The sequence below is a fragment of the Roseicyclus salinarum genome (genome assembly GCF_029624655.1).
GTDB lineage: Bacteria > Pseudomonadota > Alphaproteobacteria > Rhodobacterales > Rhodobacteraceae > Roseibacterium > Roseibacterium salinarum.
Window position 1 is genome coordinate 20,339 of sequence record NZ_JARRSA010000033.1, and the last position, 19,845, is coordinate 40,183.

Genomic DNA, 19,845 nt, shown 5'->3' on the forward strand with positions numbered 1-19,845 from the left:
CATGGCGCTGGATATCACCATCGGCGGAACTGCGGCGGACAGCTACGCCACACTTTTGGAATACACCTCCCGCGCTGCGGCGATGGGATGGACCCTTGAGGGCACCGACGCCGCAAATGAGGTCAACCTGCGCAGGGCTGCCGTGGCGATAGACGCCAGCTATTCCTTCCGGGGCACGAAGAACACTGTCGCACAGGCACGCGAGTGGCCGCGCTTCGACGGCTCTGGCTATGGGATGGTCTACGACTTCGATCCGTATCCGCTACGCTCCGACGAAATTCCGCAGCGGGTGAAGGACGCGCAGATGGAGATGGCCTACCTGATCCAGGGCGGCGCCGATCCTCTCGCGACCTACACCGGCGGCATCAAGCGGCAGAAGGTTGACGTGATCGAGGTCGAGTATGCCGGCGCGCAGGGGAGGCCGCGATATGATGCCGTCGACCGCATTCTCGGCCCCTATTTGACCGCGGGGCCCGGCCAAGGCCGGATGGTGCGCGCGTGAGCCTTTACGACACCGCCGCAGACACGGCGCTTTCGCTCCTGCAGCAGTTTGGAGAGGCGGCGACAATCCGGCGCACGACCGTGACGAGCGGAAGCCCGAGCAACCCGGCGGCAGGCAGCGCGACGATGGCAGAGTATGCTTGCCGGCTGGCGATTTTTCCGGTGGATCTTCGGGACATCGACAGCACGACCATCAAGGCTGGTGACTACCGCGTGATTGTGGCGGCCAAGGGATTGGCGATCACGCCGACGACGACAGACCACATCGTGTGCAGCGCAGGCACGCTGGCCATCGTGGACGCGGGCCGGTTCGCACCAACGGGCATGGCGACACACTACAGGATGGTGGCTCGGCGATGACCTTGAAGCTTGTGACGGATCAGCCAGACGAAGAGATCATCGATCTTCTGGAATTGGCGCTTGAGATGGCAAAGCAGGGGGTAATCCAAGACGTTGTGGTCGTTGCCTCGATCAAGGATGAGGACGGACCTGCATTCTGGCGTGGTGGCGAGTTCAATGACCGCTGGCGGATCCTCGGGGCCCTCGAGTACGCGAAAGACATGGTGCATCGCGGGTGACCGGTCAGTTTTCGGGACAGGTTCGCCGCTGGTCCGAAAAGACCCAGCGCAAAATGGATATGGCGGTGCGCAAGATCACGCTGGACGTTTTCTCCAACGTGATCCTTCTCTCGCCGGTTGATACCGGCCGATTCCGGGGAAACTGGCAGCCTGCAGTGGGGCGTGCGGTTTCCGGAACCATCGAGGCAGTAGATCCGAGCGGCGCGACGGTGACGGCCAAGGTTCAAAGCTCAATCCAGGGCGTCAAGGCGGGCGACGTGATCTACATGGTCAACAACCTGCCTTATGCTGAGAGGCTGGAAAACGGCTGGTCGAGCCAGGCGCCAAGCGGGATGGTCGCGCTGACGGTGCAGCGCTTCCAGCCTATCGCAGACGCCGTGATCCGGCAGATCGCCGCGCAGGGCTGACATGACGGAAATCGCGCAGATCGACATCCACCGCGCGCTACTCGCTCGCGTTGACGCCCTCAGCATGTCCCCGATGCCCGTGGTCTTGTGGCCCGGCTTCCCGGCCATGCAGGCGGACTACTGGCTGCGCGTGACGCACCTTCCGAATATCCCTGATCGCATCGGGGTCAACGCATCTTCACCGTTGCGACATTCCGGCATTCTCCAGCTCGATCTCATGAACGAGCTCGGCCGGCATGAGGTGGTCTACATCGATCGAGCGCAGGATATCATCGACCACTTTCCGCAGGACCTGGTTCTGACGCAGGGCGCCGCACGCATCACGGTTCTGCGCTCCTATGCCATCGGTGGCCGGTCTACCGGCGACCACTGGATGATCCCCATCCGCGTGAACTACGCGGTCACTTCGGCCTGACGCCGACCCACCACTGACAGGAGGCCATCATGGCTGTAACTCTCACGCCCACCGCTGGCGTCATCGTCGAGGTGTCGGCGGCAGACCCGGCGACATTCGACAAGGCAGGCTACAATGCCCTGACCTATACCGCGGTCGGCGGCTTCGACAACATCGGCGAGATCGGCGACGGCTACGAGGCGCAGGCCTTCGACAGCATCACAGACGGCCGCATCCCGTATCGCGGCATTCTCGATGCCGGCGAGATCGATGCCAACATGGCCGACGACGTGACGGACGCCGGTCAGGTGATCCTCAAGGCTGCCTTCGACGCCGCGAAGGGCGCGACCGAGGAAGTGATTTCCATGCGCGTGCGAGATCAGAGCGGCAACTACACCGCCTGCCAGATCATGGTGGTGACGTGGCGCAGGGCCTTCGGCGGAGCGAACGACATCATCCGCCGGGCGGCGCAGCTGCGCATCATCCCTGGCACCGTGGTCGAGAGCGACACGAGCGCCTGATGGACCTTTCCCGTTTTGATACCCGCGAGGCGGCAGAGGCCGGCGTCGACGTTCATCTCGTCATCGATGGCGAGACGATCCTCGGCGACGACGAGAAGCCGATCACGTTCCGCATCAAGGGCATGGCCGACGAGGGCGTGCACACCGCCGTCCTCAAGGGGCTCTCTCGTCCGGGCAAGACGCAGAAGGAGGTTCTTGAGAACGACCTTCGCGTCCTTCGCGCGGCGCTCTGCGGCTGGTCCGACAACTTCACGGTAAAGGGCGAGAAGGTGCCCTTCAGTCGTGACGCCATCGCGACCGTCATGGCCATTCCAGAGATCCGAGCCGCCGTGTCTGCGGAGGTGTTCAACCGCGCAAATTTTACTCCGAAAGCCTGAGCCAGGCGATCCTGCACCTGAGGCAGGAAGCGTGGCTTGAGGCGGTCCCGAAGGAGTTTTCGTCATCGCGTCGGGCTTGGATTGCGCGCCATAAGGGTGAGGCGAGAGTGGCTGAATACCGGGTTGATCCTGGGCCGCTGGAATGGCTGATCGAGCTACTCCACGACGCGGGGCCGGTGGGCATCGATATCGGCGGCTTCGGGGTGGTCTACCGCGGCCTGACGTGGGTGGAGATCGTGGCGTGGGTCGAAGGTGGCGAAATGCACGATGTCTCGCCGTTCTGGCGCCGCCAGATCATGCGCATGTCGGATGCGATGGCTGCCGCGATGAATCGGGCAAGCGAGCCAGAAACGGCGCCGCCCTTCCAGCCGAACTAAGGCGCGCAGCCTGTAGCCCGCAGAAGCTCCATCGCTCGTTCGCCGTGATCCGCCATGTCGCTCTGTATCTGGATCGCGCGCGGCATGATCCGTTCATGCAGTTCAGCGCTGCCGCCAGTCAGGCGGTCAATGGTGATAGCCTGACCGATTTCCTCGGCGGGGACCGACACCGCAAGGATCATCTCGCCCATGATGCGGGCGAGGTCGGCGACCTGCGCACAGGTGGGCTGCGCTGCGGCCGGTGACGCGGTGAGAGCGGCGGCAAGAACAATGCCTCTCATGGGGTTCTCCTGAATGACTGACATCGCAACACTTGGCCTTCGCGTCGATAGCCGTCAACTGGCGCAGGGCACGCAAGCCCTAGACCGTCTCGGCGATCAGGCGACGATGACCGAGCGCCAGACGACGCAGGCCACGACGCGCATGACGCGTGGCTTCGCGGCGTCCGGAGCAGCTGCGGCGGGCATGTCCCGGAGCTTTTCGCTGGGCGGCAACAGCACGCGGATGCTGTCCATGCAGCTCAGTCAGGTCGCGCAGCAAGCGGCAGCGGGTGGCGGCTTTCTTCGCGCTCTCGCGATCCAGCTCCCTGACATCGGTCTTGCCTTCGGCACCATCGGGATTGCGGCCGGTGTTGCGGCAGGCGCGCTCCTGCCGCTGATCGGAAATCTCATCAACCTTGAGAGCGAGGCTCGTGATTTTGAATCCGTCATGGACCAGCTCGATGCGGTCATGGGCGGCATCGAAAGCACAACCAGCATTCTCGAAATGAGCGTCCGGGAGCTTTCCGAGGAATATGGCACTGCCGCTACTCGGGTCCGGCAGTTCGCGCTCGCCGCCGCCGAATTGCGGGTCGAGCAGCTGAACGACAACCTGCGCGACCAAGTGCAAATCCTTGGGCAGGCGACCGAGAGCTTCCGGCAGTTTGAAGGCACGGCGTTCAGCTCGGGCACAATGCTTTCAACCGCCATTGGCAACATCGCAAGCCAGTTTCAGGTCACCCGCGAAGAGGCGCGACAGCTGGCTGGCTTGTTCCGCGAGCTGGACGAGGCGGCCACGTTCGCAGAGCAACAATCCACCCTTGAGCAGATGAACGCCTCCTTTCGCGAAATGGGCGTTGAGGCCAGCAACATCCCGCCGGAGCTTCGTGAAGCCCTCTTGCAGGCCGTCGAGCTCTCCAACGAGGCGGATCGTGCAGCCAAGGCAGCAGAAGACCTCGCGGCGCTTGCGGGCAGTATAGACTTCACGACCGGAGCGGTCACGGCCGGAGCCATGGCGGGTAACCTGCTTGCGGCCTTGAGTGCGCAAAACGCCTTGCGGGCCGGACGGATAAACCCCGGTAGAAGCGCAGGGCCGGGCGGGCGACTTGTTGGGTCTGGCTCTGACCCTGGAAACCTGACCGGATTCGACACGTCGGAGGCCGAGGCTTTCCTTCGTGGGGTGTCTGGTTCCGCCGGCGGTGGCCGTTCTGACGCGCAAGAGATCACGGCCGAGATGCGCGCGGCCGATCAGGCGATCCGACAGGCTCAGGAAGCCGCGGTTCAGTTCGGCGACGTGCAGGCGGTCCTGAATGAGCGTCTGGCATCTGGCGCCATCGACCTGACGACCTACAACGCGGCGCTCGAGCAGGCGCGGGAGCGGTTCACCGAGGTCTCGGGGGCGCAGGAGTTCTGGCAGCAGCAGCAGGAAGTGCTCAAGAACGGCATCCTCGATGCCATCGTGGCCGGAGACAGCCTCGCCGACACGTTCCGCAACCTCGCGCAGGCGATCGCGCGCGCCGCCCTTGAAGCGGCCCTGTTCGGAACCGGACCCTTTGCGCAGCAGGGCGGCGGTGGCGGCCTTCTCGGCAGTCTGTTCGGGGGCCTGTTTGGTGGTGGCGTCCCCGGCAAGGCGAGCGGTGGCCCTGTCATGCCGGGGCAGGTCTACGAGGTGGGCGAGCGTGGGCGAGAGCTCTTCGCGCCGACCGTGCCGGGGCGGATCATTCCGAACCACATGGCCGGGGGCAGTGGCGGCGTTCAAGTGATGGTGAGCGTGGACGCACGCGGCGCGGAAATCGGCGCTGCCGACAGGATCGCGCGCCAGGTCCGGGCGATGATCCCGGAGATCGCCGCCGCGACGCAGGCCAAGTCGGCGAACGATCGGTCGCGGGGTCGCGTGGCATGACGGTGCCCGTCTTTCCTGTTTCGGCCATCACGAACGTCGTTCGCGAGCTTCGTGCAGCCGTGTCCTACACCGAGAGCCCTTACAGCTTTCAGGGGCAGGCGTTCGACTGGGGCGGCCGGCAGTGGTCCTGCGAGATCGAGGTGGCGACAAGGCCCGGCCCTTCGGCCAAAGCGCTCTCGGCGTTCTTGGCGGCTCTGGCGGGTCCGGCGACCGTGTTTACGGTGGTCGACCCGACGATCAACAACGCAGGGGCCGGAACGGTCACCGTGAGCGGCGCGGCTCAGACCGGCAACGACCTCGTGACGACAGGGTGGAGCACTGCGCCCGAGGTTGGTGATTTCATCTCCATCGGGACCGGCGCGGCGGCGAGGCTCTACCAGATCACGGCGACCACGGGAACGCTGCCCGCGCAGACGCTAACGCTCGCGCCCGCGCTTCGGTCTTCGCCGGCAGATGGCGCGGCCGTTGAAATCGCGTCTCCGGTGGTGGCCTTGAGAATGCGTGATCCGGTGCCCGTGGGCATTTCTGCCGACGGATCATATCGCGCCAGCTTTCGCGCCGTGGAGGCGCTCTGATGGCCCGCCCGATGACCGTGGCCGCGGCCGCTGCGCTCGCCGAGGGCGATGTGCGCCCGGTGCTGTTGTTCGAGGGCGTGTTTTCTGAGGGGGCCCTGCGGCTGGCTACTGGTCCGGAAGACGTTGCCTTCGGCGGCGAGACGTTCACGGCAAACGGCGTTTTTGTCGGCATCTCACCCCCCGAGGAAAGCGCCTCAGTCGAGGCGGCGGGCTGGGGTGTTGTGCTTTCCGGCATCCCGTCGGCGCAAGTCTCCAATGCCTTGCAGGCCGCGCGGCGGGGCAAGACCGGAAAGGTGTGGCTCGGATTTCGCGATGCGGCCGGCGCGCTGATCGAGGACCCGTTCGCGCTGGCGGAGGGTCGGCTCGACGTCCCGTCCATCGCCGATGACGGCGAGACGTCCACCATCACCATCGGCTACGAAGGTCACCTGCGCGACATGACCCGCCCGCACGAGGTCCGCTACACGCACGAGGAACAGCAGCGGCTGTTCCCCGGCGACCTTGGCTTCGAGTATGTCACCTCGGTCGTCGACAAGCAGATCACCTGGGGGCGCGGGTGAGGCTTCCAGACTGGCCCGAGCGGCTTGACGCGGCCGTCGCCGACGCCCGGCGCAATAGCTTCGCATGGGGCTCGCACGACTGCGCGACGTGGGCTTGCGACACGGCTGCGGCGATCACCGGCACGAATAGTCACGCTGAGGCATGGCGCGGGCGCTACTCGACGGCGGCCGGATCGGTGCGCGTCATGCGCAAGCTGGGGTGGCGCGATCTCGGCGAGCTGGGCGACAGCCTGTTCGGCGGGCGCATCCCGGTCCTGATGGCGGGGCGAGGCGACCTGGCCCTTGTCGACGGCGCACTCGGGGTCGTGGCGGGTCAGTCGGTCGCGGTTCTGGCCGAGGATGGCGTGTTGATGATGCCGCTTCGGGATGCGGACGCCGCCTGGAGGATCGGCTGATGCCGTTCATCGCGACCGCATTTTCGGCGATCTCCACCTTCGCGGCGTCCAGCGTGATCGGTGGCGCGCTGGTGCGCCTCGGCGTTGGGCTGCTTCTCTCGGCAGCCTCGCGCGCACTGATGCCCCAGCCGCAGGTTCGCCTGAACCCGCGCACCTTCTCAACCCGCAACCCGGTCACGCCGCGGGACGTGGTCTATGGGCGCGTTCGCAAGGGCGGCGCGGTGGTCTGGATCGACGAAAGCGGGAAGGACGACAAGTATCTCGACATGGTGGTCGTGTTCGCCGGTCATGAGATCGAGCGCTTCGGCCGCATCTACTTCGACGGCAAGCTGTTCTGCGAGGAGGGCCAGACCAGCGCGACCGGACGCTGGTCTGGCTTCGGCGGAGCTTACCGGATGCTCGGCGGAGATGACCAGTCGGCCCAAGGCTCGCTTCTGTTCGCGCGGCCGGATGCGTGGAGCGCCGCGCACCGCCTGCGCGGCTGCGCCTACGCATATATTCGGGTCCGCTGGAACAAGGACAAGCCCGAGAGCATCCCGAACGTCTCGGCCGACATCTGGGGAAAGAACGACATCCTCGATCCGCGAGACGGGACGCGCGGCTACTCGACGAACCCCGCCCTTTGCGTCGCCGACTATCTGTCGTGGTCGCGCGCTCGTGGTGGCCTTGGGGTGCCTTACAGCGCGGACGGCATCGACGAAGACGATCTGATCGAGGCCGCGAACATCTGCGACGAGGTGGTGGACACGCCCGGAGGGGGCACCGAGGCGCGGTATACCTGCAACGGCGTCCTGACCCTCTCCGCTGAGAGTACACCGCAGGAGCGCATCCGTGGGCTTCTGACGGCCATGGCGGGCAGCATGACGGACGCCACGCCCTATCGGATCCGGGCTGGATCATACCGGACGCCGGAGCTGGCGTTCGGTCTCGACGACCTGCGCGGCCCGATCAACGTCCAGACGCTGCAGTCGGGCGATGAGGTCTGCAACGGGACGCGCGGCGTGTTCGTCAGCCCGGACAACTCCTGGCAGCCGGATGACTTCCCGGCCGTCCAGTCGGACGTTTACCTGGCCGAGGATGAGGGTGTCGAGCTTTGGCACGACATCAACCTGCCGTTCACGACATCGGCAGGCATGGCGCAGCGCCTCGCGAGGATCGACCTTGAGCGGACCCGTCGCCAAATCACGGTGACGACGACTGGATCCGCAAAGTGGCTGGCCGCGCAACCCGGCGATGTGATCGAGCTGACCGTCGCCCGCTACGGTTGGACGGACAAAGCTTTCGAGATCCAGCGCATGACGCCGCGCTTCGATGACGGGGCAATCGTGGTCGACCTCGTGCTGCGGGAGACCGCGTCGCTGGTCTACGCATGGGACGCCACCGAGGCCGAGATCTACGCTGCAGCTCCGCAGACCACGCTTCCGGATCCGTGGGACGTTCCGCCGCCCGGATTTATCGACGTGGAGGAGGAGCTCTACACGACGCGCGACCGTAGCGTGAAGGCGCTTGCGCGGCTGTCCTGGGTGGCGGCGCCATCCGGCTACGTCTCGGAGTATCGGGTGCGGGCGATGCCGCCCGGCGGTACCTGGCGCGAGGTCGGCGTGACGACCGACACGACCTTCGACGTGCTCGACGTGCAGCCCGGGGAGTGGCAGTTCGAGGTGACGCCGGTCACGTCTTTCGGCGCAGCGGGCAGCGCTGTCTCGCGGACCTATCAGGTGGTCGGCTTGTCCGCGCCGCCAGCTGCGTTGGGTGGGGTTGCGCTGCAGGCGGCGGGCGGGCTTGCGATCCTGAGGTGGGATCGGGTGACGGATCTGGACGTCATCGAGGGCGGCCGCATCGCGGTTCGGCACTCTCCTGCCACTAGCGGCGCAGTTTGGAGCGCGAGCCGGGCCATTGATCGAGCTCCGGGGTCGGCCACCCTGATCGCCGTCCCTCTCATGCCCGGCACCTATCTTCTGCGGGCCGAGGACACATCGAACGTCGGTGGCCCTGTCTCGACCGTCACCACGGCCGCGGCGCAGGTTATCGCTTTTTCCTCGGCCGGTCTTCTGCAGGAGGACGACGATTTCCTCGGCACGGCCACGGACGTGACGGTGAGCACCATCGGCGGAACGCCCGGTCTCGTCCTGACCGACAGCGAGACGGACCCGGAGGGTCAGTACGAGTTCGCCGCCGGGCTCGATCTGACGACGGTCAAGCGTGTTCGCCTTCGCTCGGAGATTGCGCTTTCGGCCTACAACGCGCTGGACGACTTCGACGCGCGCCCCGGCAACGTCGACGAATGGGCCAGCTGGGACGGGGCCGATGGCGGCGAGGTCGATTGCTTCCTCGAAGTCCGCACGACGCCCGACGACCCCGCGGGAACGCCGGCCTGGGGCCCATGGAGCCGCCTTGACGCGGCAGAGGTGGAGGCGCGTGGCATCGAGGCCCGCGCTCAGATGACGACCACGGACGGCGAATACACGCCCTTCGTGACGCAGCTCAGGCTGTACGCAGACGAGGTGGCATAATGAGCCAAGTGACCAGCCTATCCCGTGCCAACGGAACCGGCATCGCGGTCCGGGAGGGCTTCAACAACCTGATCGGCGCGCTGTTCTCGCAGAACTCGGGCTCGACCGCGCCGACGGCGACCGTGCCCTACATGCTGTGGGCGGACACTTCGACATCCCCTGCCACGCTTCGGATGCGCAACGCGGCTGACGATGCGTGGATCGCGCTTGGCACGGTCGCGGAGGGTTTCGGCGTCGAGACGATCCCGGCCGGAATGTTCGCGCCCTTTGCCATGCAGACGCCGCCGACCGGCTGGCTGGAGTGCGATGGATCTGCGCTGTCGCGCACGACCTACGCCGACCTTTTTGCGGCCATCGGCGTCGTATGGGGATCGGGTGACGGCTCCACGACATTCAACGTGCCGGACTTGCGCGGCGAGTTTCTGCGCGGCTGGGACAATGGCCGGGGCGTCGACAGCGCCCGCGCGTTCGGCAGCTTCCAGGCCGAGGACACGAACAACGTTCGTGACTTCTTCACCTCGGCCACGGGGACTGCAGCTGGCACCACGGGAACGAAGACGATCCCGCAGGATGGCAGTTACAGCGACTACGGGATCTCGGGCCGTGGGTCGTCCAACGAGTTCTGGAACTTCCGCATGAGGCACACCGGGGACGAGACCCGCCCGCGCAACCGCGCCGTCATGTTCTGCATCAAGTTCTGAGGCCGTCTCCATGCAGCTCTACCACTACAGCCCGATCACCGGGGAATTCCTTGGCGAAACGCAGGCGCGGCCCAGCCCGCTCGAGCCGGGGGAATTCCTCATCCCCGCCCATGCGACGGCGACAGCGCCTCCGGCGGCCGGGGCCAATCAGGTCGCGGTATTTTCCGGCGAGGCATGGTCGATGCAAGCCGACTTCCGGGGCACGTCCTACTGGACCGATGCCGCTACGCTCGTGGAGATCGCCGAGATCGGCACGACCGTGCCCGAGGGCGCGACGACGACCGCGCCGCCGAGCGCGCGCCACGTTCTGTCAGAGGGCGCGTGGGTCGCTCCGCCAGCGACGCCGGAGGAGGTGAAGGCGGAAGCGCATCGTCGCATCGTCGCCATCGTGCCGGAGTGGAAACAGCGCAACCTGATCGCGCAGGCGTCGCGCCTTGCCGAGAAGGGTCGCGCCAACTGGACGGCGGGCGAGCTGGCAGCGTGGGACGCGGGCGAGGCCATCTGGATGCAGGTCTCTGCGATCCGGACCGCGTCCGACGTGATCGAGGCGATGGACCCGATCCCCGCGGACATCACCGCGGCGGAGCTCTGGCCGTGAGGCGGCTCGTGCTCGAGCTCGGGTCGATCGCGACCCGAACCATCAACGTGCTCACCGGTGGCGATGCCGACACGGCGTTCTCGGCGCGCGTCCACATCGAGGAATGGCGCCGGATAGAGCGGGTGATCGACGCGCTGTTCAGCCCGTGGGGCACCGGCCACTGCCGCAAGGCATGGCTCGACGATGTTGAGCGCGCCCGGGCGCAGATCGAGCGGCACGAAGAGAGAGAGGCTCGCTGATGCAGATCGGGATCGGCATTTTCATCGGATCGACACAAGCCGTCGACGCGCCCCCCTTCACGCTCGCGCTCACCGGCCTGTCCACGGACTCGCTGGGCGATTATGCGCAGATCGGGGACCACGCGGGGATCGGGTATACCGCGACGGACGGCAACGGAGATCCGGTCGTCCTCGACAGCGTGTCGTGGGGCACTTCGGCTGGCGACAGCACGTTCGGCACGGGTGCCAGCCCCACGGCCATCGCCTCTGCCGATGAGGGCAGCCTTGTCCTGACCGGCACGAAGGATGGCGTGACCCGCTCGATCTCCGCGCCTGTGCGCTATGCAGCCTCGGTCAACATCACCGAGCCTGCGTTCAACGTCGAGACCGCCACGCTTGAAGACGTGATTGATCTTGGCGAAGGCGTCTGGACCGGCGCGGTCGGCGGGACGTTCCTTTACGAAATAAGCGACGGCACGACCACGCTTGAGCAACCGACTTACACCATCGCCGCCGGGGACGCGAACAAGATATTTACCGGGCGGGTCGGCTACGAGAACAGCGGCGGCCTTGTATGGGCGAACGCCTCGAACAACGTTCAGGTCGGAACTTTTGACTTTGTGCAGTCCGGCGGGTCACTCACTGGCAGCGGCGTCGAGGCCACCGCCCTGTCCTTCGGGTCCGACACTTGGACCTATGGCGGGGTCGCGGCCACTGTGTCCGACCGGGAATACCGCCTCCTTGTCGGCGGCGTGCTTGTGGACGGGCCGCAGGCGACGGCCTCGCTCGACATCCCCGACGACACAGCGGGCCAAGCCTACATCTACCAGATGCGGGTGACGATCACTGATCCGGTCGCGCTGCAATCGGGCTGGATTACGGTCGCCAGCGGGGAGGTCGGCAGTTCGCTTGAGGTCACACTCGAAAGCGGGAACCTGATTTCCGCAACATGGACCGGCACCCTGACCAACATCGTCATCAGCGGCACCAGCCCGTTCAATGGCGCGTATACGACCTTCGCGGACGGCACCGCACTTCTCGATACGCATGTGGTGGATGTGGCGGGGCGTGCACTGGCTATTCTGCCAACGACCGGCACGGGCGAGGTCGGCCAGGCGCTTACGGCAGGTGAGATTCTTGTTCTCTACGCCAGCGGACAGACAGCCCCGACAGTCACGATCCAGTGGCAGCGGGACGGCGTTGATATATCGGGCGCGACAGGCGCCGGCTACACGCTTGCATCCGGTGACAGCGGGACAACCGTACGACCGACTTTTGTTATCACGGCGTCGGGCGCGACCACGGTGGTCGAGAACGGCGCAGGCATCGCCGTCACTGGCAGCGCGCCCAGCGTAAACAGCATCACCGGCCAGACAGACGGCATTCATGTCGATCACGATGGCACACTCACCATCACGCCCACGGCTGAGGGCCTGACCCTGGAGGTCGCGTAATGACGAAGATTATCGAAGTCGGCGCGGGGACGTATGATGTTTACGACACCGTTGCCGAGACGACCGTACAAGTCACTGTGCCGACGCTGACGGCGGGCAGCATCGCGGAGGCATCACCGGAGATTGGTGACACCCTCACCGTCACCGGGTCGAACGCCTCCGCTCGGGCGACGTTCCAGTGGGAGCAGTCGGCGGATGGCTCAACAGGCTGGGCGAATATCAGCGGCGCGACGGCGGCCACACTCGACACCGGCTCGGGCGTCACTGATGACTACTACGTTCGCCGGAACGTGTCGGACGGCGCGCAGGGCCCGACGCCCACCGCCGCGGTGCAGGTAGCAGCGGCGGCAGCGCCTTCGACCTTCACGCCAGCCTACGTCGATTTTGTCGATGTTCCGGCACCTGCGGCCGATCCGACGGTCGGAAGCGTTGCCATCGGGGCGGCGGACACGGATCGCTGGGTGGTTCTCGTCGTGCGCACGATCCAATCGTCTGCCGGGGCAAGCGCCTTGTCGAGTGCGACGATCAACGCAGGCGCAGCCACGATCAGGATGCAGCCAAACTTCCAAAGCCGTTTTGGGGCGGTGCTGATTTCCAACGCAAAAGTTCCGACCGGCACGACCTGCGATTTCTCTTTGGATTGGACCATCTCACCGGATTCTGGAGCGGTGGTGCGGGTGGACGCCTACACGATCATCGCCGCCAACGCCCCGACCGCTGTCACGCCTACCGGCGGGCAGGCGTCGGCTTTGGAGTTCTCGGCGCAGGCCGGGGATTTCATCGTCGCAGCCAACGTCCTCAAAAACGGCACCGACCCCGCTGCGGGCTGGACGGGAGCCACACACCGCAACTCGCTGGCCTTCGGCAGTGGCGCGCTCGCTGATGATTTCGGCTCGCTTGCTGATGTTCTCGACGTGGCGGCCTCGGGGACGCTCACCGTGACGCACAACCAACTCGCTACGCTTGTCGGCGCGGGCTTCAGGGAGACCCCGTGATGACGAAAAACCTTCTCCAGTCCACCGCACTGAATGGTCAGATCGTCACCCTTTCGGCCACGCAGGGCGGCCTTACGCGTAGCCAGACTGTGCCGACATGGAACCAGACGCCGCCCCCAGACCCTGGGGGCGGTGACGGGGCGGTGACGATCAGCGTTAGCCGCTACCCGACCGGATCGGTCCTGCCCGGTGAAGCGATTATGTTCTTCGTCACAGGGGTCACGGGCTGGGCCGGTGACGATCACGAAGATCTTGATTTCGAGTGGAACTTCGGGGACAGCGGGGCCGAGTTCACCGTGGCTACAGGCCTGCCCGGCGGGCCGAGCAGCAATGTCGAGTTCGGCCGTGTCGTGTCGCACGCCTACACGACAGCAGGTGTGAAGGACGTCTCCGTGACGGTGAGCGCCCACGGTCAGGTGGTGAAAACTATCAACCTCTCGGCGTTCACGGTGCAGAACCCCGATGACATCGACTGGCAGAATGATCTCTATGTGTCTTTTGCCGGGGACTTCACCGGAGTGCCCGCTGAGGATATTCCGAACGGTATCCGCCGGGTCAGCGACGTAGCCACGCTCACCGGGACCAACTGGCAGGGGCCGACGCGCATCCGCTTCCGTCGGGGCGAGACCTATATCTGGGGCGCAAGTAGCTGTTCGACCACCGGACGCGCCTATGTCTCGAACTTCGGGGCAGGCAACAGGCCGGTGGTCCGCAGCGCCCCGGCGGCGACCCTTGGCACGAACCAGCTTGATTTCTTCGATCCCGGCACCGCCGCGAACAGCCACATCGCGATTTACGGCGTCGATTTCGACGGAACCTATCGCGCGCCTTCGGCCACCTATGACGATGGTGGATATTGCGTCGTTTTTGGCACGAACCCCAATCAGGCCGCAGCGAACGCCACGCAATATCGTTCGCTGTTTCAGGTCTCGACCACGGGCATGAAGGAGACCTATTCCTCGGACGGGGCCTATCGGAACATTCGCCCCGATGTCCTCGTCTACTTCTGCGGCGCGGACCTCGACATCAAGGACTGGTACAACTACGGCATCACGGCGATGGGCGGCTGGACGCGCCTCGCCATCACGGGCTGCAATCTCAAGCAGAACCGCGACATCATCCTGCGCGGCGACCACATTCTTGGCGACCTGACGGACACGCCCAGCCATGGCCCGATGCGCATCTCGATCATGGACTACTTCGGCGTCACGAACTGCAATTTGTGGAGCGCGTCGGGATGGGCTGCATCGGGCATCGCGTTCCAAGCGATTCAGCCCTGCATCCGGGCGCTGCCGCCCTATTCAACGACTGACGGCAGTAAGCCATTCACGCGGTCGGTGATTAACATCCAGCGCAACCACGGCATCGCCAACGACTTCCTTGTGGTCGGGCGGAACCGGGACGTGAAGGGCGAGGTCGGCATCACATTCCCGCGCAGCGCGTGCGTCGTGGATCGCAACTTCCACCAAGGCACGCGGCAGGTGCGTCCGAACCTGATCGGGTCTTCCACCAGCGGCATCTATGCCCGGAACAACGTCATCTACCTGCCGAATGTCTATGCGCAGGGTGGCGGCGTGAAATACGAGATTTTCGGCGTCGGTATGCCGGACGACGGCACTTTGAATTGGGCGTATGAGCCGGGCTTCTTTGAGGACCCTTACATTGCCGAGTTCAATACGATCATTTCCGATCTGGACGTGAACCATCCCGGCACCGCCAAGCCGCTCGAGCTGATCGGCCAGACCAGCTCTTGGCGCGGCCCGCCAATTCGCCACGAGAACAACATGGTCTACGCGCCCAATCATGTGAGCGTGACGATCAACGATGTTGTCGTGACGCCGCCTGATGATACCCCGTTTGACCGGACGCAGAACTTCCGGCCCGCCACCGGGTCGGCGGCAATCGACGCGGTGTCCTCGGGCAAAATCCCGGTGCGCGACTTCGCGGGCAACCTGCGCGGGGCGACGACCAACCGGGGCGCGCATGACGCCGAAAGCGTGTCGGCGGGCACGGTCGCGGCTCCGGTGAAAGCAACGGCTCCGACGATTGCCCCCACGACCAACTTTCCCGGTGAATACTACACTTCTGCGGGGGCGGAATGGACGAACATGCCTGGTGCCGACGCCTACATGGTCGAATGGGAGTGGCGGCGGAACGGAACACGGGTGCCGTGGCATGGTTCGACCTACTGGTCCCGCGACGGGCGTATCACGCTCATCATCGACCCCGATAGCGGCACGCCCGCCTATGACAATGTTCGCGGCCAGAAGAACTCTCTCGACAATACCGCTGCGTTTCGCCGCCGGATCGACAGAATCGGCGGGCACGCGAGCTACAGCGAAAACCTGATCCATGGCCTGTCTGGCACGGTATATGCGTGGATGATTTGGGAAAATCTCGGCGGCGTTGAAGAGGGGCCGGTTGGCGTTGCGGGCAACGTCGCGGGCACGGCGACCATCAACTCGCACGATGGCGTCTGGACGCTGGAGAGTTTTGGGGACGGGACGTTCCAGATCAGGCGCGCGCCCCGTTGGGCTGGTCAGGACCTTACTCTTGTCATGATCGGGACCAACCGCTCGGGCGCGCGGGTCGCCTCCGATCCGTCCAACGCAATCACTCTCCCCTAAGCCGGACCTCGCCATGACTGCACCAAACCCCCTGATCGAATACAAGGTCGCACGTCTCGAGGAGGACCTGGCGCGCGTCACGCTCGATCTGGCGTCTCTGAGACAGGAGCGCGCGCTGGAGGAGCGGCGGCGGTTGAAATGGGGGATCGGAGCTCTTGGGGCGATCGTCCTGTCTCTGGCCGGCGCGATCTGGGCCATGCTGCCGACGAACGTGCAGCACGTCTGGGATTTGGTGCGGGGCCCAAGATGACGACGCGCCTCGAGTTCTTCACCCGGTTCCTGAGCCAGCTTGCGGCCGCGCTGATCGTTGTGCTCGGCGTGCTTCTCTGGATCAACCGCCCCGTGCATCCCTACGGCAACGTCGAGGTTCTGGAAGTTCGCCGCGAAGCGGACAACCACCTGTTCGTCCACGCTCGCTATGACCTGACATCCGAGGACTGCACCTACCGGCAGGGCTTCGCCTTCGCGAGCATTCCCGGCGACCGCCTGCCCGTGGCGTTCGAGCCGATCCGCACGCCGGAACAGGACATGCAGCGGGTCGAGGGCATCCAGCACATGCGCGTGCTCGTCGATATGAACGGCTTTACGCCGACCGAGGTCGAGTTCTGGACGCGGCACGACTGCGGAAGAAGCGATCGCTTCGTGGACCTTATGATGTGGAGCGTGGAGGTGCCCGAATGAACCGGAGTGATAGATCATGATCCACCTCATCCCGAACTGGCGCGCGATCCTGTGGCGCTCTTGGGCCATGCGCTTCACCTATCTGGGCGCGCTCCTGACGTGGGGCGCTGCCGTCGGCGTGTGGGCGCTCGGCGACATTCCCCTGAGCCCTCTGGCCGTCCTGATCCTGACGGCACTCATCACGCCCGCCTGCGCCATCGTGGGTCGGATCATTGACCAAGGGATCGGCGACCGATGATCGGGCAGCTCCTCTGCGCCGTGTTCGCGGTCTGCGGCGCCACGGAGCCCGCCGGTGCCCCGTCGTGGCGCCAGACGGCTGTTCACGCCGTTCCGCTTGTGGCCCGCTGGGAAGGCCTCGAGACCACGGCCTACCTCGATCGGATCGCCTCTCCGCCGGTCTGGACGATCTGCTACGGTGAGACGCAGGGCGTGCGGCCGGGCGAGGTCAGGACGCGCGCAGAGTGCGAGGACGGGCTGCGCACGGGCCTCCACCGCTATTGGCAGGGCTACCGCGCCGAGGTGCAAGATCCTCGCGTCCTGCGCCCTCAGAGCGACGCGGCGTTCACCTCGCTGACGTGGAACATCGGCGAGGGTGCGATCCGCCGCTCCACGGCCATGCGCCGGATCAACGCGGGCGACGTGGCCGGCGCCTGCGAGGCCCTGACGTGGTGGAATCGCGCGGGCCAGCGGGTGATCCGCGGCCTGCAGAACCGTCGCGCCGATGAATACCGGCTCTGCATGGAAGGCGCTGGCTGATGCGCGCGGTCGCTGCCTTCCTCTCCCTTGTAGCGCTGGCAGCGTGTGGAGGCCCACTGAGCCTCCTAACAGGCGGCGGTCCCAACGTGGCCGCGAACGTGCAGGCGGGCGCCGAGAACCGCCAGGCTGCGGTGTCGATCGAGCGGCAGGCTCCGACGCTCTCGCTCCGCCCCAACGCGCGGACGGGCAACGTGGAGCAGTCAACGGGCGAGACCGGCGTGAGGACAGAGCGCGTCGAGACGATCATCGTTCGCAACGACGTGCCGCCTTGGGTCTGGCTTCTCGCGATCCTCGGCTGGCTCCTGCCGTCACCCGGCGAGATCGGTCGCAGCATTGCCGGATTGTGGGGGCGTCGCGATGCCGTCTGACAGCGAGTTCGACGTGAGCCTGCGGATGATGGGCAACGAGGTGTTCGGCTTCGGGCTTCGCTCCTCGAGCTCAAAGCAGACGTGGCTCGTCTTCGGGCTGTTCGCGATGCTCGCCGTCTCGCAGCTTCTCACCGCGCTCTGGCCCTATGTGCAGGAGGTCATGTCGTGAATCTCTGGTGGATCATGCTCATCGTCTGCCACCCGATCGGAGACGGCGGTGAAGACTGCGGGCGCCTTGTAGTGAACCCGGCCGATGTCGGAATCGAATACGCGAGCGAGGAAGCCTGTCGCGAAGTTCTGCCTGCGATCTACGATGCGGTGATGTCGGATCTTGCAGCGCGCGGCTGGGGCGCGGCCTGGGTGAAGTTCATGGACTGCGAGCGCCAAGGCCCGGTCCTGTAACCCGCGCCGGGCGGTTCCCGGCATCATCATGGCCTTCTGGCACCGGCGGCGCGTAGAGGCATGGTGCGCGGTGTAGCTGGTCGGGTCGCAAGCTTCTGCCGCGTCCTCATACGCATTCGCCGCACGGGCGCGGGCCTCGTCGCGTTCCCGCTCCAGTTCCTCCACGCGGGCGGCGAAGTGCTTAACGATGTGCCGGGCAGTCCACCCCTCCCAATGTTCCTCCCAAGCGTTCGGATTATCGGGCAACGTGTCGTCAGTGAGCAGCTTATAGACCGCTTGAACGTCTGGATCTTCGAACTCGGGCAGCCGCTCCACTTCATCCCGTTCAATCATCTGTCTCTCCTGCGTTGCGGTAGGCGGCGAGGGCGGCGCGGTCGTCGTCGGTGAACCACTCCTGCATGGTCCAAGGGTTTTCTTCGTCGAAACCGTAATTTGCGGTGTCGTGTTCGATCATTGCAGACTGCAAAATCTCCGCGATCTGTTCCGCCGCTTCCAGCTTCGCGCGCATCCGCAGGGCCTCGCGGGCCAGGGAGGGGGCGAGGGCGATAAGGCGGGCGTTGCAGGCCAAATTGTCGCCGGTCAGCTCAAACTCGGTCGGCGGGTGGTCCGTGTAGACGCGCATACACGCAGGCCCGTCGATGCCTGGGAAGAATGTGCTCGCACCTGAGCGCCACGGCCCCGGCGTTGCGCCTTCCAGCGCCTTCTCTACTTCGCTCCAGTCCATCATGGGGTGTCCTTCGTTCCATTGCTCGTGCCGACGCCCTTTCGAGGGCAGATCGGGTTTTGGCACGTCCGTTCACTGGTCGGCGGGCAGATACACCCAAGCGGGTGAGAGAGCGGCTGTGAAATGGCGGGCCACCACGTTTTCACATGGCAGATACATCCGCCCGTGACGCCGCAATTCGGGCAGGTCGCAGCGAGGGTCATGGGGTGTCCTCGCGACATGCTTCCGGGCTATGCGAATAGCCGATCTTGCGAAGCGAGACCTCGCCTCGTTTGGGGTCTGGACCGCCGAAGTAGATGCGCCCTGATTGCCACCACACTTCCTCCTGCATCCGAGGCAGGCGAGGCCCGCTGTCAGGGTCGGCGTGAACGCACATCTCGCTCTCCTTCGGATTGTAGACCCAAATTCGAACGCAGTTGCCCTCGTGGCGTATCTCGATCACGCGCCCGCCGATCATGGGGTGTCCTCGCGGGCGGCGAGCATGGCGTCGGCCTGAACGTAGCGGGCATTTGCATCGGCGCGCGCCCACCACTTGATCCATGCCAAGGCACTTTCTGGGTCGCTTAGGTCAAAACGCTCCGGAGCGGGTCCAACTAACGCTTCGGCCATGCCCACCGAAGCACTTTTGTCCAATCCGGGGGCCTGCCCCGCGAACCAGTCGCGCAGGGTCATGCCTCCGCGGTCAAAACCTTCGGTCGGATGGTAGTATGTCGGGAACGCTGGCCCGCCGTCTCTCTCAGTCATGGGGTGTCTCCTGTGTTTCAAGATTTCCGGTGTGTGGGGCGATGGTGGGGAAACAGTTCCCTTTGGTTCGATTGAACCTGCGCAGGCTGTCGAGACCGGGACAGACGGGGAACAGACCCCGCGAAACAGGGCGCGATTGGCGACAGATCAACAGCTTGGCGACCGGGATCAGTTTTCGGGAGGCAGGGGCCGGAGGTTCGAATCCTCTCACTCCGACCA

Annotated in this window: 30 protein-coding genes; 25 read left to right on the forward strand and 5 right to left on the reverse strand. The window is 65.4% G+C overall.

The genetic code is table 11. The features are described from left to right. Nucleotide 1 precedes the first annotated feature (1 nt). From P6F26_RS16800 to P6F26_RS16835, 8 genes are all read left to right on the forward strand, one after another. A complete protein-coding gene (locus P6F26_RS16800) occupies nucleotides 2-502 on the forward strand; it encodes a DnaT-like ssDNA-binding protein (RefSeq protein ID WP_278029864.1) in 501 nt (166 codons plus the stop codon). Further along, on the forward strand, nucleotides 499-861 hold the full coding sequence (locus P6F26_RS16805) for a hypothetical protein (RefSeq protein ID WP_278029865.1): 363 nt from the start codon (nucleotides 499-501) through the stop codon (nucleotides 859-861). The genes P6F26_RS16800 and P6F26_RS16805 overlap by 4 nt, the downstream gene beginning before the upstream one ends. Further along, complete coding sequence (locus P6F26_RS16810; RefSeq protein ID WP_278029866.1) at nucleotides 858-1,079, forward strand: hypothetical protein; 222 nt, start codon at nucleotides 858-860, stop codon at nucleotides 1,077-1,079. Before P6F26_RS16805 ends, P6F26_RS16810 begins: the two co-directional genes overlap by 4 nt. Continuing rightward, nucleotides 1,076-1,486, forward strand: a complete 411-nt coding sequence (locus tag P6F26_RS16815) for an HK97 gp10 family phage protein (RefSeq protein ID WP_278029867.1) — start codon at nucleotides 1,076-1,078, stop codon at nucleotides 1,484-1,486. Before P6F26_RS16810 ends, P6F26_RS16815 begins: the two co-directional genes overlap by 4 nt. Nucleotide 1,487: 1 nt before the next feature. Further along, on the forward strand, nucleotides 1,488-1,901 hold the full coding sequence (locus tag P6F26_RS16820) for a phage tail terminator-like protein (RefSeq protein ID WP_278029868.1): 414 nt from the start codon (nucleotides 1,488-1,490) through the stop codon (nucleotides 1,899-1,901). A 29-nt stretch (nucleotides 1,902-1,930) separates the two neighbouring features. Then, nucleotides 1,931-2,401 carry a hypothetical protein gene (locus P6F26_RS16825; protein WP_278029869.1) on the forward strand — a complete coding sequence of 157 codons (471 nt, stop codon included), beginning with the start codon at nucleotides 1,931-1,933 and terminating at the stop codon, nucleotides 2,399-2,401. Continuing rightward, nucleotides 2,401-2,778, forward strand: a complete 378-nt coding sequence (locus tag P6F26_RS16830; RefSeq protein ID WP_278029870.1) for a hypothetical protein — start codon at nucleotides 2,401-2,403, stop codon at nucleotides 2,776-2,778. Before P6F26_RS16825 ends, P6F26_RS16830 begins: the two co-directional genes overlap by 1 nt. Nucleotides 2,779-2,885: 107 nt before the next feature. Continuing rightward, nucleotides 2,886-3,155, forward strand: coding sequence for a hypothetical protein (locus tag P6F26_RS16835; protein ID WP_278029871.1), 270 nt, complete (start codon nucleotides 2,886-2,888; stop codon nucleotides 3,153-3,155). On the opposite strand, the gene P6F26_RS16840 is transcribed toward P6F26_RS16835, so the two are convergent. Continuing rightward, the gene (locus tag P6F26_RS16840) at nucleotides 3,152-3,436 is read right to left on the reverse strand and encodes a hypothetical protein (protein ID WP_278029872.1); all 285 of its coding nucleotides are present in this window, start codon (nucleotides 3,434-3,436) and stop codon (nucleotides 3,152-3,154) included. The two genes, P6F26_RS16835 and P6F26_RS16840, sit on opposite strands and share 4 nt — an antisense overlap. Nucleotides 3,437-3,449: 13 nt before the next feature. Here P6F26_RS16840 and P6F26_RS16845 point away from each other — a divergent pair, with 13 nt between their 5' ends. From P6F26_RS16845 to P6F26_RS16925, 17 genes are read left to right on the forward strand one after another with little or no spacing between them, the layout of a single operon-like run. Beyond that, the gene (locus tag P6F26_RS16845) at nucleotides 3,450-5,315 is read left to right on the forward strand and encodes a hypothetical protein (protein WP_278029873.1); all 1,866 of its coding nucleotides are present in this window, start codon (nucleotides 3,450-3,452) and stop codon (nucleotides 5,313-5,315) included. After that, entirely contained in the window at nucleotides 5,312-5,890 is a 579-nt protein-coding gene (locus P6F26_RS16850; RefSeq protein WP_278029874.1) for a hypothetical protein, read from the forward strand. The genes P6F26_RS16845 and P6F26_RS16850 overlap by 4 nt, the downstream gene beginning before the upstream one ends. Further along, entirely contained in the window at nucleotides 5,890-6,450 is a 561-nt protein-coding gene (locus P6F26_RS16855; RefSeq protein WP_278029875.1) for a hypothetical protein, read from the forward strand. The genes P6F26_RS16850 and P6F26_RS16855 overlap by 1 nt, the downstream gene beginning before the upstream one ends. Continuing rightward, nucleotides 6,447-6,845: a DUF6950 family protein gene (locus P6F26_RS16860; RefSeq protein ID WP_278029876.1), complete on the forward strand. Its 399-nt coding sequence runs from the start codon at nucleotides 6,447-6,449 to the stop codon at nucleotides 6,843-6,845. Before P6F26_RS16855 ends, P6F26_RS16860 begins: the two co-directional genes overlap by 4 nt. Next, nucleotides 6,845-9,358 carry a phage tail protein gene (locus P6F26_RS16865; protein WP_278029877.1) on the forward strand — a complete coding sequence of 838 codons (2,514 nt, stop codon included), beginning with the start codon at nucleotides 6,845-6,847 and terminating at the stop codon, nucleotides 9,356-9,358. Before P6F26_RS16860 ends, P6F26_RS16865 begins: the two co-directional genes overlap by 1 nt. Beyond that, nucleotides 9,358-10,059, forward strand: a complete 702-nt coding sequence (locus P6F26_RS16870; protein ID WP_278029878.1) for a phage tail protein — start codon at nucleotides 9,358-9,360, stop codon at nucleotides 10,057-10,059. The genes P6F26_RS16865 and P6F26_RS16870 overlap by 1 nt, the downstream gene beginning before the upstream one ends. Before the next feature lie 10 nt (nucleotides 10,060-10,069). Beyond that, nucleotides 10,070-10,657 (forward strand): hypothetical protein, encoded by a 588-nt coding sequence (locus P6F26_RS16875; protein ID WP_278029879.1) that lies wholly within the window; start codon nucleotides 10,070-10,072, stop codon nucleotides 10,655-10,657. Then, on the forward strand, nucleotides 10,654-10,896 hold the full coding sequence (locus tag P6F26_RS16880) for a hypothetical protein (RefSeq protein WP_278029880.1): 243 nt from the start codon (nucleotides 10,654-10,656) through the stop codon (nucleotides 10,894-10,896). Before P6F26_RS16875 ends, P6F26_RS16880 begins: the two co-directional genes overlap by 4 nt. Beyond that, nucleotides 10,896-12,329, forward strand: a complete 1,434-nt coding sequence (locus tag P6F26_RS16885; protein ID WP_278029881.1) for a hypothetical protein — start codon at nucleotides 10,896-10,898, stop codon at nucleotides 12,327-12,329. The genes P6F26_RS16880 and P6F26_RS16885 overlap by 1 nt, the downstream gene beginning before the upstream one ends. Continuing rightward, on the forward strand, nucleotides 12,329-13,324 hold the full coding sequence (locus P6F26_RS16890; protein WP_278029882.1) for a hypothetical protein: 996 nt from the start codon (nucleotides 12,329-12,331) through the stop codon (nucleotides 13,322-13,324). The genes P6F26_RS16885 and P6F26_RS16890 overlap by 1 nt, the downstream gene beginning before the upstream one ends. After that, nucleotides 13,324-15,951, forward strand: a complete 2,628-nt coding sequence (locus tag P6F26_RS16895) for a hypothetical protein (RefSeq protein WP_278029883.1) — start codon at nucleotides 13,324-13,326, stop codon at nucleotides 15,949-15,951. Before P6F26_RS16890 ends, P6F26_RS16895 begins: the two co-directional genes overlap by 1 nt. 13 nt (nucleotides 15,952-15,964) lie before the next feature. Beyond that, nucleotides 15,965-16,201, forward strand: coding sequence for a hypothetical protein (locus tag P6F26_RS16900; RefSeq protein ID WP_278029884.1), 237 nt, complete (start codon nucleotides 15,965-15,967; stop codon nucleotides 16,199-16,201). Beyond that, nucleotides 16,198-16,632: a hypothetical protein gene (locus tag P6F26_RS16905; protein WP_278029885.1), complete on the forward strand. Its 435-nt coding sequence runs from the start codon at nucleotides 16,198-16,200 to the stop codon at nucleotides 16,630-16,632. The genes P6F26_RS16900 and P6F26_RS16905 overlap by 4 nt, the downstream gene beginning before the upstream one ends. A gap of 16 nt (nucleotides 16,633-16,648) precedes the next feature. Then, nucleotides 16,649-16,870 carry a DUF7940 domain-containing protein gene (locus tag P6F26_RS16910; protein WP_278029886.1) on the forward strand — a complete coding sequence of 74 codons (222 nt, stop codon included), beginning with the start codon at nucleotides 16,649-16,651 and terminating at the stop codon, nucleotides 16,868-16,870. Further along, complete coding sequence (locus P6F26_RS16915; RefSeq protein ID WP_278029887.1) at nucleotides 16,867-17,388, forward strand: lysozyme; 522 nt, start codon at nucleotides 16,867-16,869, stop codon at nucleotides 17,386-17,388. The genes P6F26_RS16910 and P6F26_RS16915 overlap by 4 nt, the downstream gene beginning before the upstream one ends. Then, the gene (locus tag P6F26_RS16920) at nucleotides 17,388-17,756 is read left to right on the forward strand and encodes a bacteriophage spanin2 family protein (RefSeq protein ID WP_278029888.1); all 369 of its coding nucleotides are present in this window, start codon (nucleotides 17,388-17,390) and stop codon (nucleotides 17,754-17,756) included. Before P6F26_RS16915 ends, P6F26_RS16920 begins: the two co-directional genes overlap by 1 nt. Then, nucleotides 17,746-17,925, forward strand: a complete 180-nt coding sequence (locus tag P6F26_RS16925) for a hypothetical protein (protein WP_278029889.1) — start codon at nucleotides 17,746-17,748, stop codon at nucleotides 17,923-17,925. Before P6F26_RS16920 ends, P6F26_RS16925 begins: the two co-directional genes overlap by 11 nt. On the opposite strand, the gene P6F26_RS16930 is transcribed toward P6F26_RS16925, so the two are convergent. From P6F26_RS16930 to P6F26_RS16945, 4 genes are all read right to left on the reverse strand, one after another. Next, nucleotides 17,901-18,491 (reverse strand): hypothetical protein, encoded by a 591-nt coding sequence (locus P6F26_RS16930; protein ID WP_278029890.1) that lies wholly within the window; start codon nucleotides 18,489-18,491, stop codon nucleotides 17,901-17,903. The genes P6F26_RS16925 and P6F26_RS16930 overlap by 25 nt on opposite strands. Then, nucleotides 18,484-18,885, reverse strand: a complete 402-nt coding sequence (locus P6F26_RS16935) for a hypothetical protein (protein ID WP_278029891.1) — start codon at nucleotides 18,883-18,885, stop codon at nucleotides 18,484-18,486. The genes P6F26_RS16930 and P6F26_RS16935 overlap by 8 nt, the downstream gene beginning before the upstream one ends. A gap of 196 nt (nucleotides 18,886-19,081) precedes the next feature. Next, nucleotides 19,082-19,339: a hypothetical protein gene (locus tag P6F26_RS16940; RefSeq protein WP_278029892.1), complete on the reverse strand. Its 258-nt coding sequence runs from the start codon at nucleotides 19,337-19,339 to the stop codon at nucleotides 19,082-19,084. Next, nucleotides 19,336-19,626: a hypothetical protein gene (locus P6F26_RS16945; RefSeq protein WP_278029893.1), complete on the reverse strand. Its 291-nt coding sequence runs from the start codon at nucleotides 19,624-19,626 to the stop codon at nucleotides 19,336-19,338. Before P6F26_RS16945 ends, P6F26_RS16940 begins: the two co-directional genes overlap by 4 nt. Nucleotides 19,627-19,845 lie beyond the last annotated feature (219 nt).

Coding starts and splice junctions, on each gene's coding strand:
- P6F26_RS16870 (WP_278029878.1), top strand. CDS start 9,358: ATGAGCCAAGTGACCAGCCTATCCCGTGCCAACGGAACCGGCATCGCG.
- P6F26_RS16840 (WP_278029872.1), bottom strand. CDS start 3,436: ATGAGAGGCATTGTTCTTGCCGCCGCTCTCACCGCGTCACCGGCCGCA.
- P6F26_RS16830 (WP_278029870.1), top strand. CDS start 2,401: ATGGACCTTTCCCGTTTTGATACCCGCGAGGCGGCAGAGGCCGGCGTC.
- P6F26_RS16845 (WP_278029873.1), top strand. CDS start 3,450: ATGACTGACATCGCAACACTTGGCCTTCGCGTCGATAGCCGTCAACTG.
- P6F26_RS16865 (WP_278029877.1), top strand. CDS start 6,845: ATGCCGTTCATCGCGACCGCATTTTCGGCGATCTCCACCTTCGCGGCG.
- P6F26_RS16885 (WP_278029881.1), top strand. CDS start 10,896: ATGCAGATCGGGATCGGCATTTTCATCGGATCGACACAAGCCGTCGAC.
- P6F26_RS16895 (WP_278029883.1), top strand. CDS start 13,324: ATGACGAAAAACCTTCTCCAGTCCACCGCACTGAATGGTCAGATCGTC.
- P6F26_RS16855 (WP_278029875.1), top strand. CDS start 5,890: ATGGCCCGCCCGATGACCGTGGCCGCGGCCGCTGCGCTCGCCGAGGGC.
- P6F26_RS16945 (WP_278029893.1), bottom strand. CDS start 19,626: ATGACTGAGAGAGACGGCGGGCCAGCGTTCCCGACATACTACCATCCG.
- P6F26_RS16800 (WP_278029864.1), top strand. CDS start 2: ATGGCGCTGGATATCACCATCGGCGGAACTGCGGCGGACAGCTACGCC.
- P6F26_RS16825 (WP_278029869.1), top strand. CDS start 1,931: ATGGCTGTAACTCTCACGCCCACCGCTGGCGTCATCGTCGAGGTGTCG.
- P6F26_RS16935 (WP_278029891.1), bottom strand. CDS start 18,885: ATGATGGACTGGAGCGAAGTAGAGAAGGCGCTGGAAGGCGCAACGCCG.
- P6F26_RS16930 (WP_278029890.1), bottom strand. CDS start 18,491: ATGATTGAACGGGATGAAGTGGAGCGGCTGCCCGAGTTCGAAGATCCA.
- P6F26_RS16900 (WP_278029884.1), top strand. CDS start 15,965: ATGACTGCACCAAACCCCCTGATCGAATACAAGGTCGCACGTCTCGAG.
- P6F26_RS16820 (WP_278029868.1), top strand. CDS start 1,488: ATGACGGAAATCGCGCAGATCGACATCCACCGCGCGCTACTCGCTCGC.
- P6F26_RS16810 (WP_278029866.1), top strand. CDS start 858: ATGACCTTGAAGCTTGTGACGGATCAGCCAGACGAAGAGATCATCGAT.
- P6F26_RS16875 (WP_278029879.1), top strand. CDS start 10,070: ATGCAGCTCTACCACTACAGCCCGATCACCGGGGAATTCCTTGGCGAA.
- P6F26_RS16910 (WP_278029886.1), top strand. CDS start 16,649: ATGATCCACCTCATCCCGAACTGGCGCGCGATCCTGTGGCGCTCTTGG.
- P6F26_RS16915 (WP_278029887.1), top strand. CDS start 16,867: ATGATCGGGCAGCTCCTCTGCGCCGTGTTCGCGGTCTGCGGCGCCACG.
- P6F26_RS16925 (WP_278029889.1), top strand. CDS start 17,746: ATGCCGTCTGACAGCGAGTTCGACGTGAGCCTGCGGATGATGGGCAAC.
- P6F26_RS16890 (WP_278029882.1), top strand. CDS start 12,329: ATGACGAAGATTATCGAAGTCGGCGCGGGGACGTATGATGTTTACGAC.
- P6F26_RS16920 (WP_278029888.1), top strand. CDS start 17,388: ATGCGCGCGGTCGCTGCCTTCCTCTCCCTTGTAGCGCTGGCAGCGTGT.
- P6F26_RS16850 (WP_278029874.1), top strand. CDS start 5,312: ATGACGGTGCCCGTCTTTCCTGTTTCGGCCATCACGAACGTCGTTCGC.
- P6F26_RS16940 (WP_278029892.1), bottom strand. CDS start 19,339: ATGATCGGCGGGCGCGTGATCGAGATACGCCACGAGGGCAACTGCGTT.
- P6F26_RS16905 (WP_278029885.1), top strand. CDS start 16,198: ATGACGACGCGCCTCGAGTTCTTCACCCGGTTCCTGAGCCAGCTTGCG.